A 13,320-nucleotide genomic window follows, 5' to 3' on the forward strand; every position below is an offset into this window, starting at 1 on the left:
ACCCCTCCTGGTCGGAATCGGATCCCGGTCAGATCGAGGGGCGGGCGCTCGGCGGCCCGCCCCGCCGGATCAGCCGGATTTCTCCCACTCGGTGTCGAGGAAGGCCAGTGCCTGGTCGACCGTCTTCTTGCCGCTGACCAGGTCCTGCGCCGTGGACCAGAACTTGCCCTGCATGCCCGGCAGCATCGCCGTGTCTCCGGCCTCCCAGCTGAACGCGGGGACGGTCGCCTTCTCGTTCAGCGCCTTCTGCCACAGGTCGTAGACGGCCTTGAACACCGGGCCCGTGTCCGACGGCGGCGTGTAGCCCTTGATCGCCGGGAAGAGCGCGTCGGCCTTGACCGAGGCGTCCAGGTTCTCCTTGGTGAGCTGGAAGGCCAGCGCGAACTTCTTGGCCGCGGCCATGTTCTTGGCCGTCGCGCTGACGGACAGCCCGCCGCCGGTGAAGGTCGGCATGTGCAGGGCGCCGTCGTCGCCGGGCCAGGCGAAGACCCCGATGTCGTCCTTCATGGGCGAGGCGTCGGCCGCGGCGGCGAACCAGCTGCCCATCGGATACATCGCGCCCTTGCCGCCGAGGAAGGCCTCCTGCGTCTTGGGGTAGTCCTGCCCGATCTGCCGCTTGTCGAGGTAGCCCTTGGCGGCCAGGTCGGTGAACTTCTGCGCGGCGGCCTTCATGGCCGGGTCGGTGGCGAACTTCACCTCACCGTTGCGCCGCTTGGTCATCCAGTCGGGCGTCTTGGCGTACAGGTCCGTGGCCAGGATGGCGGTCCACGGCTGGGAGGTGACGAACACGCCGCCCGACACGAACGGGGTGATGCCCTCGGCCTTCAGCTTCTCGGCGTCGGCCAGCAGGTCGGCGTAGGTCTTCGGCGGCTCGGCGATGCCGGCCTTCTGGAACAGCTTCTTGCTGTAGTAGACGTTCGGGATCGTCTGCGTGTTGGTCGGCAACTGGAGGATCTTCCCGTTGACCGCGCCGCAGGTCGGGCAGAGGAAGTCCTTGAGCTCCTCCGGCGTCCACGTGGCCAGGCTGGGCTCCAGGGCGATCAGGTCCTGCATGCCGATCTGTACGTCAGGCAGCTGCCCAGAAGCGGCCAGTTGCTTGGCGTAGTCGTTGCGCTCGGACTCCGAAGGCGCGGCGACCAGCTCCACCTCCAGGTCAGGGTTGGCCTTGGTCACCAGATCGACCTGAGCCTTCCAGTACGACTCCGGCAAGTTCGGCGAGGGGAACACCAGGAAGGAGACCTTCTGTTTGCCGCCAGAAGCGGGCGCCGAAGACTGGTCCCCACTGGGCGAATTGCTTGAGCAGGCACTAAGCGCGAGCGCGACGGCGAGTGTCATCGCCCCAGCCGCGAACAGCTTGTTCACTGTGCCACCCTTCTCACTCATCCGATCATTCGATGGGAGCACGAAATGATGCGCGTGAATAGGTAGGATCATTACTAGGGGTAACAGCTAAGCACTGCTAACATAAGGGTTGATCCCACAGAAAGGTAGGATCACTCCGGCTCGGCGCATGCCATGTGATCGGATTGGTATGCGGAGACCGCCAATGCCCGACCCGGTCAAGATCAAACGATGACCAGCTCGCCCGCCTGCTCGGACAGCGCGGTCCTGGCCGTCTCGGGCAGCCCGCCGTCGGAGATCACCACGTCGGCCTCGCTGAGCCGGGCGATCGTGCTGATGCCCACGGTCCCCCACTTGGTGTGATCGGCCAGCACGACCAGGCTGCTCGCGGCCTCGACCAGGGCGCGGTCGGTCTCGGCCTCCATCATGTTCGGCGTGGTGAACCCGGCCCGCGTGGTCATCCCGTGCACGCCCAGGAACAGCACGTCCACGTTGAGCAGCCGGATCGCGGCCACCGCCACCGGGCCGACAAGGGCGTCCGAGGGGGTACGCACGCCGCCCGTCAGCACCACCGTCTGGTCCGGCCGCCCTCCGTGCTGGAAGACGTCGGCGATCCGCACCGAGTTGGTCACCACGGTCAGGCCGGGCGTGTTCACCAACTGGTGGGCGAGCGTCCAGGTCGTGGTCCCGGCCGAGAGCGCCACGGCGGTGCCCGGGGACACCATCTCGGCGGCGCGGCGGGCGATGACCAGCTTCTCGTCCTCCTGCTGGACCGACTTGGCGGCGAAGCCGGGCTCGTCGGTCGAGCCGGCGCCGATGACGGTCGCACCGCCGTGCACCTTGGCCAGCAGCCCCCGCTCGGCCAGCAGTTCGAGGTCGCGGCGGATCGTGATGTCCGAGACGCCGAACTCGCGCACCAGGTCGACCACCTTGACGGCGCCGTTCAGCCGTACGAGCTCCAGAATCGTCTGCTGTCGCTGGACGGCGAGCATCGCATCACCCAGTTCCCAACAGTTTCCCGACATTTCCAGACATGCCATTCGGACGCATCATGACACGCCACCTGCGGATTTCAAGGCCCGTGCTCGGTTGTGGTGGTTCGTGACGGCGTTCGACGTTAAGGAAATGACATCAAATCGTGCGTTGACAGCTGGTTGAGTGTGCTCTTCTCTGAAGGAAATCGAGCGAATTCGGGGGAATGTGAGGGTCCTGGCAAGGAGGAACCACCATGGTCCAACGTCTGCCGATCTCCCGTCGCAACCTGCTGCTCGGCGCGGCCGCCACCTTCGGCGTCCCGGCCGTCCTGGCCGGCTGCGGCTCCAGCCAGCCCGCCGCGCCCCCGGGTGGTAAGTCGTCCGGAAACCTGGGCACGGTCACGTTCGGCTCCAACGCTTCGGACGAAATCCCCAAGAAGTCCCTCGAAACCGTGTTAAAGGGCTTCACCCAGGCCCAGGTGAAGATCAATACCGTGGACCACAACACGTTCCAGGAGAACATCAACCGCTACCTCAAAGGCACGCCTGACGATGTCTTCACCTGGTTCGCCGGATATCGCATGCAGTTCTTCGCCGAGCAGGGACTCGCGACGGACATTTCGGACGTGTGGCAGGAAATCGGGAGCGACTACACACCCGCCTTCAAGGCCGCCTCGACGGGCACCGACGGCAAGCAGTACTTCGTGCCGTTCACGTACTATCCGTGGGCCGTCTTCTATCGCAAGAGCGTGTGGCAGGAGAAGGGCTACGAGCCGCCCAAGACGCTGGACGAGTTCACCGCGCTGGCCAAGAAGATGAAGGCCGACGGGCTGATCCCGATCGGGTTCGCCGACAAGGACGGCTGGCCCGCGATGGGCACGTTCGACATCATCAACATGCGGACGAACGGCTACGACTTCCACATCTCGCTCATGGGCGGCAAGGAGTCGTGGACCGACCCCAGGGTCAAGCAGGTCTTCGACACCTGGCGCGGACTGATGGAGTATCACCAGCCCGCCGCGCTGGGCCGTACCTGGCAGGAGGCCGGGCAGGCGCTGCAGCAGAAGAAGACCGGCATGTACCTGCTCGGCATGTTCGTCGCCCAGCAGTTCCCGGAGAACGAGCGCGACGACATCGACTTCTTCACCTTCCCCGAGATCAATCCGACCTACGGCACCGACTCCATCGACGCGCCGATCGACGGCTACATGATCTCGGGCAAGGCCAAGAACGTCGACGGAGCCAAGGCCGTGCTCAAGCACCTGGCCCAAGGCAGCTCGCAGAACATCGCCACCAAGCTGGACCCGGGCACCCTGGCAGCCAGCTCCAAGGCCGACACCAGCGGTTACAGCACGCTGCAGAAGCGCGGCGCCGAACTGGTGTCCAAGGCGACGCACCTGGCCCAGTTCCTCGACCGTGACACCCGGCCCGACTTCGCCTCGACCGTGATGATCCCGTCGCTGCAGTCGTTCGTCGGCAAGCCGAACGAGATCGACTCCTTGCTGGCGAGCATCGAGAAGCAGAAGACCAACATCTTCCGCTGATGACCACCAAGACCCGTCGCTACTCCGCCCGCGACGTGACCATCCTGGTCATCGGGCTGGGGGTGGCCATCATCGTCAACGTGGGCCTCATCTGGGGGCCCACGCTGGCCTCCATCGGGCTGTCGGGCACCGACTGGAACGGCATCAAGCCGATGGAGTGGGTGGGCGGCCGGAACTACACCGACCTGGTCAACGACTATCCGCCGTTCTGGTCGGCCATCCGCAACAACGTGCTCTGGCTGGGCTTCCTCGGCCTGGTCGCCACGCCGTTCGGATTGTTCTGCGCGGTGCTGCTGGACCGGCGGCTGCGGCTGTCGCGCGTGTACCAGAGCGCGCTGTACACGCCGGTCGTGCTGTCGCTGGCCGTCGTGGGGTTCATCGCGCAGCTCGTCTACTCCTCCGACTACGGCGTGCTGAACGCGGTGACCGGGCTGACCGTGGACTGGCTGGGCGACCGGTCGATCAACATCTGGGTGGTCATGGTGGCGGCCGGCTGGCGGCACGTCGGGTACGTGATGATCATCTACCTGGCCGGGCTGAAAGCTGTCGATCCCGCGCTCAAGGAGGCGGCCGCGATCGACGGGGCCAACGAGGCGCAGGCGTTCTTCCGGGTGGTGTTCCCGACGCTGCGCCCGGTCAACGTGATCGTGCTGGTGATCACGGTCATCGAGGCACTGCGCGCCTTCGACATCGTCTACGCCATCAACAAGGGCAGGAACGGGCTGGAGCTGCTGTCGGTGCTGGTCACCGAGAACATCGTGGGCGAGGCGAGCCGCATCGGGTTCGGCTCGGCCATCGCGGTGATCCTGCTGGTGATCACGCTCGGGTTCATCGTCACCTACCTGTCGCAGCTGTTCAGGGAGGAACGATGACGCTCACCGCGCCCACCACCACGCCCCCGGTCCAGGACCACCGGGAGCCGGTACGCCGCCGGGCGCGTCCGCTGCGGATCCTGCTGCACGTCTTCCTCGGCCTGGTGGCGCTGGGCTGGGTCCTGCCGCTCGCGCTGGCGCTCTACGCCTCGCTGCGCCCGTACGACGAGACCGCGCGGCTGGGATACTTCTCACTGCCCGAGCACCTGACGCTGGACTACTACGGGCAGGCGTGGAGCCAGGCCGACCTGCCCCGCTACTACCTCAACACGCTGATCATCGTTATCCCCGGCGTGCTGATCACGCTGTTCATGGCGTCGTTCACCGCGTTCGCGATCGCGCGGCTGCGCATTCCGGGGCGCAAGGCGCTGCTGATCACGTTCACGGCGGGCAACCTGCTGCCACCGCAGGTGCTCATCACCCCGCTCTACACCCTCTACACGCTCGTGCCGCTGCCCACGTGGCTGTCGGACTCGCAGTCGCTGTACGACTCCTACCTCGGGCTGATCCTGGTGCACGTGGCGTTCCAGTTCGGCTTCTGCGTGTTCGTCATGTCGAACTTCATGCGCACGATCCCGGAGGAGATCACCGAGGCGGCGCTGGTCGACGGAGCGAGCGTGTGGCGCCGTTACTGGCAGCTCACGCTGCCGCTGTGCCGCCCGGTGCTGGCGGCGCTGGCCACGCTGGAGTTCACCTTCATGTACAACGACTTCCTGTGGGCGCTGGTGCTGATGTCGTCGGGCGACAAACTGCCCGTCACCTCGGCCCTGAACAACCTGCGTGGCCAGTTCTTCACCGACTACAACCTGCTGGCGGCCGGCTCGATGCTGGTCGCGCTGCCGACGCTGATCGTCTTCCAGATGCTGCACAAGCAGTTCGTCGCCGGACTCACCCTGGGGGCCACCAAGGGCTAGAGAAGCGCGTGGAAGCGGGCGGCGACCAGGTCCCAGGTCCACTCGCCGGCGATCCAGTCACGGCCCCGGGCACCCATCTTCCGGGCCCGCTCGGGGTCGCCGAGCAGCTCGATCAGGGCCGCGGCGACCTCCGCCACGTCGGTGCCGTCGACGACGAGGCCGGTCTCGCCGTGCCGTACCGCGTCCGGGGCGCCGCCGGACGCGCCCGCGACGACCGGCAGGCCGGTCGCCGACGCCTCCAGGAACACGATCCCCAGCCCCTCGACGTCGACGCCGCCCAGCCGGGTACGGCACGGCATCGCGAACACATCGGCGGCGGCGTAGTAGCCGGCCAGGCTCCCCGCCGGGACCGTGCCGGTGAAGCGGACGGACTCCTGCCCCCGCGCCAGCTTCTCCAGCCTCTTGCGGTACGGCCCGCCGCCCACGAACAGCAGCACCGACTCCGGCACCGCCCGCAGCACCCGGGGCCAGGCCCTGATGAGCTGGTCCTGGCCCTTGCGCGGCACCAGCCTCGACACGCAGATCACCACCGGCCGTCCGGCCAGCCCGAGCTCGGCCTTGGCCGCGTCCGGGTGGAACTGGCCGGTGTCCACGCCCGGCGCCAGCCGTACCAGCTTGGCCGGCGAGATCGCCGCGGCCAGCCGGGCGCGCGTGTACTCGCCGAGGTAGGTCACCACGTCGGCGTGCGCGCCGATCCTGCGCAGCGCCCCGCGGAACAGCGGCGCGCTCGCCCACGACGCCTCGTGGCCGTGGGTGAGCATCACCACGCGCCGCGCGCCGGCCGCCCGTAACCCCGGCGCGAGCAGGCCCAGCGGGGCCGCCGAGCCGAACACCACGGTGTCCGCCCGCTGCTCGGCCAGCAGCCGGGTCGCCCGGCGGGCGACCGCCGGGGTCGGCAGCATGAGCGAGGTGGGGTGCCGGACGATCCGGTACGGCTGGCGGCGGTCGAACTCCGCGCACCCCTCCCAGGCCGGAGCGTAGACAGCCACACCTGGGGTGCGCAGGGCCAGCCCGTGCACGAACGACTGGATGCCGCCCGGCCGGGGCGGGAAGTCGTTCGTGACGATGAGCACGCCGGTCACGGCTGTTGCTGGCCGTTCAGCGCGGCCCACTCCCGGGCCATGGCGATGCGTTGGGGGCCGGTGGGGTGTGATGCGTAGAGGACGTACTCCACCGGATCCGGCGACAAGTCGGAAATATTGGTGATTGCCAGGCGTTTCTGCATGGAGATGAAGGTGGCCGGGTCCTTCGTGAGGTTCAGGGCGTGGAGGTCGGCGCGGGCCTCGATGTGGCGGCTGACCACGTTCTGGGCCGGTCCTGAGATGACCGTTGCCAGGCTCATCAAGCCCATGATCACTCCCACCGCCCGTGGATCGGCCGCCGAGGCGATGCCCGTGCGCCGCCGCAGCATGCCCAGCAGCAGGAACAGCAGGATCGCGCCGAACGCGGCGCCCAGCCCGCCCACCAGCGTGCCGACCAGCACGTCCCCGTACTTGGCGTGGCCCAGCTCGTGCGCCACGACCAGCTCGACCTCGGACTGCGGGGCCCGCAGCAGCGTGTCGTACACGACGATCCGGCGCGTGGCGCCGAAGCCCGAGACGTAGGCGTTGAGCGCGTTCGTCCGGCGGGAGGCGTCGGCGATCAGCACGTCCTCGACCGGGACATGGGCGCGCTCGGCCAGCATCATCAGGTTCGCCCTGAGCGCGCCCCCCGGCATCGGCCGGAAGTCGTTGAACAGCGGCTCGAACACGACCGGATACACGAACGAGGCCACCAAGGTGAACGCGAACGCGCCCGCGGCGGCCGGGATCCACCAGCGCCGCAGCCACCTGGCCAGCGCCACCACGACCAGCACCATGATGGACTGCAGCACCACGCTCACGGCCAGGCTCTTGAGCCGGTCGCCGGTCCAGCCGGCCCAGTCCTGCGTGGACAGGCCGTAGTCGCGCAACTGCACCTCGTACCAGATGCCCAGGGGCCACCTGATCGCCTCGACGATCGCGGTCAGCACCACCACCCCGAGCACGACCCGCACCCACCACGGGCCGCGCAGCTTACCCAGCAGCTTGGCGCCGAACGGCGTGAGCACGAGCAGCCCCGCGAACAGCACTGTCAGCCCGAGCGACAAATATCCGGGCAGGCTCGTGGCCGCGTCGAAGGCGGCGGCCCTGGCGATCTCGGCGGCACTGAAGTCGCGCGCCGGGTCCGGCGTCACCGTGGGGGTGCCCGAGGGCATCACCCGCCAGGGCGTCGTGAACGCCACCACGGCCAGGATCACCGCACCGAGCACGACCAGCGCCCAACCGGCACCGGCCCGGCCGAACCCGACGTCCCCACCGTCCGCGACCCAGCCGCTGGACACGGCGCGGTCACTTGGCGCGGCACGGTCGTCTGCCCCGGCACGGTCGTCCGGCGCGGCACGGCCGTCCGGCGCGGCGCCCTCGCCTGAGGTGGCGGACTCGCTTGATGCGTCGTCGTCAGGCGGCATGTCGTCGGTGCCCTGCAGATCGTCCATCCGCGTTCCCCTTACGCAAGCTGGTCCCGCACGTAGTCGCGCCACCGTGCCGTCAGCGTCCCTGCCGAGAGCCCGAGCCTGGTGAGCCCTCGGTCGATGCCACCCGTCTGGGCATCACGGTAGAGCCTCACCAGAGTTCCCTCACCGAACCGCGCGGCGATGAAGCGACACGCCAGCCACGCCTCCTGGTAGGCCCGTGCCAGGCGTGCGGGCTCCCGGCTGGATGGTGCGAATGCCGCAGGCCCTGGCAATTCGCCCGGCAAGTGCCCGGCCCGCACCTCGGCGGCCAACTCGGCGGCGGCCACCCGGACCGGCAACCCCGCGTCCTGGTAGCCCACGTAGTCGGCGAACCCCTCATAGAGCCACACCGGCAACCGCTTCGTCCCGGCCGCGACGTGGGTGAGCTCGTGAGTGAGCACGATGTCCCGCCCGGTGGGGGTCAGCCGGGCGAAGTTCTCGGGCACCACGACCACTCTCCCGCCATCGGCCACCGCCGCCAGCCCGTCGACACTCCCCACCCCGGCCACCCGAGCAGCCTCGGCCGCCGAGCCGGGCACGAGCACCACGGGTTGTACGGGGCGTCCGAGCACGGCGGAGACCCGCGACCCGGCGGCATCGGCCCGGCGCGCCAGATCACGAAGCGACTCGGGTGCCGCGCGCTGACCGACGACGACCGAACGCACACCTCGTACGATCTCGGAGCCGTCCCCCCAGAGTCCCCGCGCCTCCGCCGGAAGCTCGCGATCACCGGCCGCCGGGTTGTGGCCGGTCGCGGACTGATCGGGGCTGCCGAAGGGAAGATCGCGATCCGTCGCGGGCCGATCGGGCCCACCGGACGGCCGGCCGCGATCCGTCGCAGACTGATCGGGCCCACCGGTCGACAGGTCGCGAACCGCTGCCGAGGGGCCGTCCGTCCCCGGAGACCGGTGCGGGGCGGCGCTGGCCGAGGCGAGGGCCAGGAGCAGCACCCCCACCCCCAAGACTCGGCGGCTCACCTGCACGGACACGTTCCCCGATCGTAGTCGCCCCGCGCCGCGGACCGGCCGTCGCGCAGAGACCCGGGACGTCGTCGTCGAGAGACCCCGCTCCTCGTCGCGGAGAGACCCGGCTCCTCGTCGCGGAAAGCGCCGGCACGTCGTCGCGGAAAGGCCCGGAACACGCGAAGGTCCCGTCCCAGCTGGGACGGGACCTTCGTGACGGTCTTGCAGGCCAGATCAGGCCGGACTTACAGGCCGGGACGCACCGCGCCCACGAACGACGCCTTGCGCCATTTGTTGAGCTTCTCGACGCGCACCGTCGAACCCGTCCTCGGCGAATGGACCATCTTGCCGTTGCCGACATACATGCCCACATGGCCGAGCCCATAGAAGAACATCAGGTCACCTGGCTTCAGATTCTTCCAGGAGACCTTCTTCTTGATGCGGGCGAACTGGCTGTTCGTCACGCGCGGGATCTTGACGCCGGCCTTCTTCCAGGCGTACTGGACGAGACCGGAGCAGTCGAAGGAACCAGGTCCTGTGGCCCCGTAACTGTACGGGTCACCGATCTGGTCCTTGGCCACGGCGACGGCCGTACGGGCCTTCACCTTTTGCCGAGCGACCGCTGTCTGTTGCGCGACCTTCTTCACGGACCTGACGGCTTTCGCCGCTGTATTGGTCCCGGAAACTTCGGCCGCATCTCGCGTTGTCGCCGCCTGCGCTGTCGGGGCAGGGAGGACCAAACCTCCGGCCGTCACGGTCATCGTGAGCGCTGCGCCACTCAGGGCAATGCGGGACAGACGGGGGTTACTGGGGGAGGTAGACAGGATTTCTCCTTGGAGCTTCCACGAACGCCTACCGGGTTAGCTGACGGATTCGGGCCTGGAAGTCGCCCTACGGCGCAATACGCGCCGATTCACCCCTGATCCCTGGGGCGGGATCGCTGGGTCCCCGGCTCCGTGCCTCCTGGCTGCACGGACTCGGCAGGCCACCGCCACGTAATGACAATGTGGAAAGGCGGTGACCTAACGGATTTCTTATCTGTCCACATCGGGGACCCGATGGAGAGTCGCGACGCCATGGCTTGTTCGCCGCGACGCCAGAAGCTACGCCCTTGAGTAACGAGCTGGCAAAGCCGTCATGGGGTTGTCAGGATCACTCAGAGGTGTCAGTAAAGTCCCCAACCGCAGCTGGAGCGCCGGGTTATGTTATTCAAATGTGACCCTTCTCACACTTGACGACACAGTGATCTGTCAGGTCCCATTTGTCACTCTTGTCACACTGGTCCCGCCGACAACGCGCAAGGCAGTGAATGGTGCCGGCCAATGCGCGGAAGTGGGCAACGCGAGGATCGCCGACGGGCCGAGACCAATGATCGTCCTCACCCGCCGAAGGCGTTCGAGCAGCGTTCAGCCGACCCGGCGCCAGCGGCATCGGCCTGCGCGCCGAGGTCGGGTGACCAGCAAATCGGGGCCAGTTGAACGGCCGGTCGGGTTCCGCTGAACAAGCGACCGGAGCCCGCTGAACAGCCGGTCGAAGCCCGCTGGCCACCGGGCCGAGTTCGTTGACCACCAAGCCGGGGAGCCCCGCGTGGACCGCCAAGCGTCCATCGGCGGACCATCCGGTCCATGGCCACCTGAAGCCACGGACCGGGTCAAGAGGACGCACGTCACGGCGCCCAGCGCGCCCCACCGGAGGAGCGTGTCCCTGGACAGAGCCCAGCCACGGACGGCGCATGGGGCTCACCGTGCTTGCCGTACAGAAAATCAGTGCTTTCCCTCCGGAACAACCTACGGGCGGATAGCTCCGACCAGGGTGCCGCCGTAGGAGGAGAGGGTGACCACCTTGACCACGTCGCCGGTTTGGGGGGCGTGCACGATCTGCCCGTTGCCCGCATAAATGCTGACGTGCCCAAGACCCGAGCTGAAGATCAGGTCGCCCGGCTGCAGGTCCTTCAGATCCACCTTGCGGGCCGACCCCCAGGCCCACTGCTGCCACGTGGTCCGGGGCAGAGACACGCCCCCAGCGCGCCACGACGCCTGCGTGAGGCCCGAGCAGTCCCAGCCGCGCGGTCCCGTGCCGCCGAACACGTACGGCTTGCCCACCTGCGCGTAGGCGAACCTGAGCACCGCGGCCGCGTTGCCGGAGGCCGAGCCGGTGTACTTGATGCCGGTGCTGTTGGGGTCACCGGTCTTGTAGGCGCCGAGCTTGTCCAGCAGCTTCTTCTGCTTCGCGATCAGCTTGCGGACCTCCGAGCGCTCATTCTCGACCCCGTCGCGCTCCTTGTCGGCCGCCCGCAGGGCCGCCTCGGCCTTGTCGCGTTCGTCCTTGAGCCCGCGGTTCTCGCGATCGAAGGCCGCCAGCCGCGCCACCTTCTCCTCCGAGAGCTGCCCCGCGAGCGCCATGCTGCCCAGCAGGCCCGTGGGATCCGGCTGGCCGATCATCGTGGGCCAGGAGGTGGAGTCGGGGCCGCGCGTGTAGGTGTCGACGGCCATGTCGATGACCTGGGCGCGCAGCGTGGCGACCGTCTCAAGCTTGCGCTTGTAGCTGGCGTTCAGCTTTCCGTACTCGCCTTGGGCCGCCTTGTACTTCTCGGTCGCCGTGTTGTAGCGGTCGACGACCTTGTCGGCCTGGTCGTTCAGCTTCTTGAGCTTGGCTTTCGCCTGTTTGATCGTGGGCTTCGGCGCGGCCAGTGCCTCGCTTGTGGGGAAAAGCAGCAGCCCGATCGCGAGTCCCGCGGCCAGTGGCGCCCGGCCAAACCTCACAGTGTCGCCTCCAGGGGAATATATCTGGGGCGAAATGGTACAGAAGTGGCGGGTGTGCTTTCACCCTAACAACCGATTCGTAATCTACGCGCGGCCCAGCCTGCGCAGCAGCAGAGCCGACGGAACCGGTCTGGCTCCCATGCGCCGGACGGACTCGGCCACCTCGCGGTCGGAGGAGACCACCGCCATGGCCCGGCCGGGCGGCTCGGCGCGGACGAGCTGGCGGATCAGGTCGTCGGCGATCTCGCCGGGCGCGCTGAAGAGCACCCGCACGCCGCGCGGCGCCACCACCTGGACGGGTGCGTTGAGCTCGGCGCCGTCGAAGACCACGGTCACCTCGACCCTGGTCTGCGCGACCAGCCCGCCGAGGCCGGTCATCAGCCGGTTGCGCTGGTCGGCCAGGGTCAGCGTGCCGTAGCCGGTCTTGGTCACGTTGTAGCCGTCGATGATCAGGTGCACCTGCGGCAGCGCGAGCAGCTGGTCGAGCAGCTGCGGGTCGTCGTCGGCCAGCGCGCGGGCGGGCACGCCCCTGACACCGGGGCGCTCGCCCGTGAGCGCGGCCACCGAGTCGGCGGGCCTGCTGATCATGGTGGGCAGGGCCAGCTCCCTGCGCAGCCCGGCGGAGGCGTCCTGGAGCGCGTCGAGCAGCACCCTGACGCGGGCGTCCTCGATGCTCCTGCCCTCACGCGCGGCCCGGCGCGAGGCTTCGAGCTGCTTCTCCACATCGGCCAGCCGCTCGCGGAGCCGGCGCAGCTCGGACTCGCCCGCGCTGCCCGCGGCCGTGGCGGCGGACTTGGCGTCGTCGGCCGCGTGCTCCATCTCCTCGGCGCGGCGCACGGCCGCCTTGCTCCGCTCGCGGGCCTCGTGGAGCTTGCGGCGCAGGTCGGAGTTCTCGGCGCGGGCCGCCCTGAGCTGCTCGCGAAGCCGGTCGGACTCGTCCTTGGCGGCGCTCTTCTGGGCGGCGAGCTGCTCGCGCAGCCGGGTCACCACCTCTTCGCGCTCGGTCCCCTCGGCCGCGACCGCCGACTGCTCGAGATCGACCCGGGCGGCCTCGACCATCTCCGCCCAGCCGACGGGTCGCGTCAGATAGGCCGCGGCGGCCACCAGCACGGGGTCGGCGGCGGGTGGCACGTTGCCCTCGATCAGCGAGGCGACGAGCTCGGGCCATCCGGCGGCCACCGACTCGGCGACCACCTCGCGGAACTCTTTGTCGTTCTCCAGCTGGGCGGCGATGGGCGCGCTGCCCAGTTTGGCGCGCTTGCGCGGGTCGAACTTGGCGATGCCGCGCAGCGGCGGCGGAATCGTGGCAGCGGGCATGGACCCGAGGACCTGCGCCGCCAGATCGACGACGTTGAGTCTCACCTGCTCGGGAAGCGGGCGAGACAGACCTTCACCCGCTGAACTCATCCCACGGTCCC

11 protein-coding genes and 1 riboswitch are annotated in these 13,320 nt (G+C 68.6%); of the genes, 3 read left to right on the forward strand and 8 right to left on the reverse strand.

Going from position 1 to position 13,320, the window contains the following annotated elements; genetic code table 11:
- Positions 1-69: 69 nt before the first annotated feature.
- Both ACIBO2_RS07960 and ACIBO2_RS07965 read right to left on the reverse strand, forming a co-directional pair.
- On the reverse strand, positions 70-1,383 hold the full coding sequence (locus ACIBO2_RS07960; protein WP_358538556.1) for an extracellular solute-binding protein: 1,314 nt from the start codon (positions 1,381-1,383) through the stop codon (positions 70-72).
- A gap of 182 nt (positions 1,384-1,565) precedes the next feature.
- Positions 1,566-2,333 (reverse strand): DeoR/GlpR family DNA-binding transcription regulator, encoded by a 768-nt coding sequence (locus ACIBO2_RS07965; RefSeq protein WP_358538558.1) that lies wholly within the window; start codon positions 2,331-2,333, stop codon positions 1,566-1,568.
- Positions 2,334-2,569: 236 nt separating this feature from the next.
- Between ACIBO2_RS07965 and ACIBO2_RS07970 the strand changes: the two genes are divergently transcribed.
- Genes ACIBO2_RS07970 through ACIBO2_RS07980 form a run of 3 tightly spaced genes read left to right on the forward strand, consistent with a single transcriptional unit; the run spans position 2,570 to position 5,645 of the window.
- On the forward strand, positions 2,570-3,859 hold the full coding sequence (locus ACIBO2_RS07970) for an ABC transporter substrate-binding protein (RefSeq protein ID WP_358538560.1): 1,290 nt from the start codon (positions 2,570-2,572) through the stop codon (positions 3,857-3,859).
- A complete protein-coding gene (locus ACIBO2_RS07975) occupies positions 3,859-4,731 on the forward strand; it encodes a sugar ABC transporter permease (RefSeq protein ID WP_358538562.1) in 873 nt (290 codons plus the stop codon). The genes ACIBO2_RS07970 and ACIBO2_RS07975 overlap by 1 nt, the downstream gene beginning before the upstream one ends.
- The gene (locus ACIBO2_RS07980) at positions 4,728-5,645 is read left to right on the forward strand and encodes a carbohydrate ABC transporter permease (protein ID WP_358538565.1); all 918 of its coding nucleotides are present in this window, start codon (positions 4,728-4,730) and stop codon (positions 5,643-5,645) included. The genes ACIBO2_RS07975 and ACIBO2_RS07980 overlap by 4 nt, the downstream gene beginning before the upstream one ends.
- Here the strand turns inward: ACIBO2_RS07980 and ACIBO2_RS07985 are convergent.
- From ACIBO2_RS07985 to ACIBO2_RS08010, 6 genes are all read right to left on the reverse strand, one after another.
- Positions 5,642-6,727 (reverse strand): glycosyltransferase family 4 protein, encoded by a 1,086-nt coding sequence (locus tag ACIBO2_RS07985; RefSeq protein ID WP_358538568.1) that lies wholly within the window; start codon positions 6,725-6,727, stop codon positions 5,642-5,644. The genes ACIBO2_RS07980 and ACIBO2_RS07985 overlap by 4 nt on opposite strands.
- Entirely contained in the window at positions 6,724-8,160 is a 1,437-nt protein-coding gene (locus ACIBO2_RS07990; protein WP_397295944.1) for a M48 family metallopeptidase, read from the reverse strand. The genes ACIBO2_RS07985 and ACIBO2_RS07990 overlap by 4 nt, the downstream gene beginning before the upstream one ends.
- Before the next feature lie 11 nt (positions 8,161-8,171).
- Positions 8,172-9,167: a hypothetical protein gene (locus ACIBO2_RS07995; protein WP_397295946.1), complete on the reverse strand. Its 996-nt coding sequence runs from the start codon at positions 9,165-9,167 to the stop codon at positions 8,172-8,174.
- 218 nt (positions 9,168-9,385) lie between these two features.
- Positions 9,386-9,901: a C40 family peptidase gene (locus ACIBO2_RS08000; protein WP_358538574.1), complete on the reverse strand. Its 516-nt coding sequence runs from the start codon at positions 9,899-9,901 to the stop codon at positions 9,386-9,388.
- 73 nt (positions 9,902-9,974) lie between these two features.
- Positions 9,975-10,133, reverse strand: a riboswitch (cyclic di-AMP (ydaO/yuaA leader).
- A 794-nt stretch (positions 10,134-10,927) separates the two neighbouring features.
- Positions 10,928-11,902, reverse strand: coding sequence for an NlpC/P60 family protein (locus ACIBO2_RS08005; protein ID WP_358538576.1), 975 nt, complete (start codon positions 11,900-11,902; stop codon positions 10,928-10,930).
- 84 nt (positions 11,903-11,986) lie between these two features.
- Entirely contained in the window at positions 11,987-13,264 is a 1,278-nt protein-coding gene (locus ACIBO2_RS08010) for an NYN domain-containing protein (protein WP_358538579.1), read from the reverse strand.
- Positions 13,265-13,320: the final 56 nt, after the last annotated feature.

The sequence above is a fragment of the Nonomuraea sp. NPDC050022 genome (assembly GCF_044460705.1).
In the GTDB taxonomy this organism is placed as follows: Bacteria; Actinomycetota; Actinomycetes; order Streptosporangiales; family Streptosporangiaceae; genus Nonomuraea.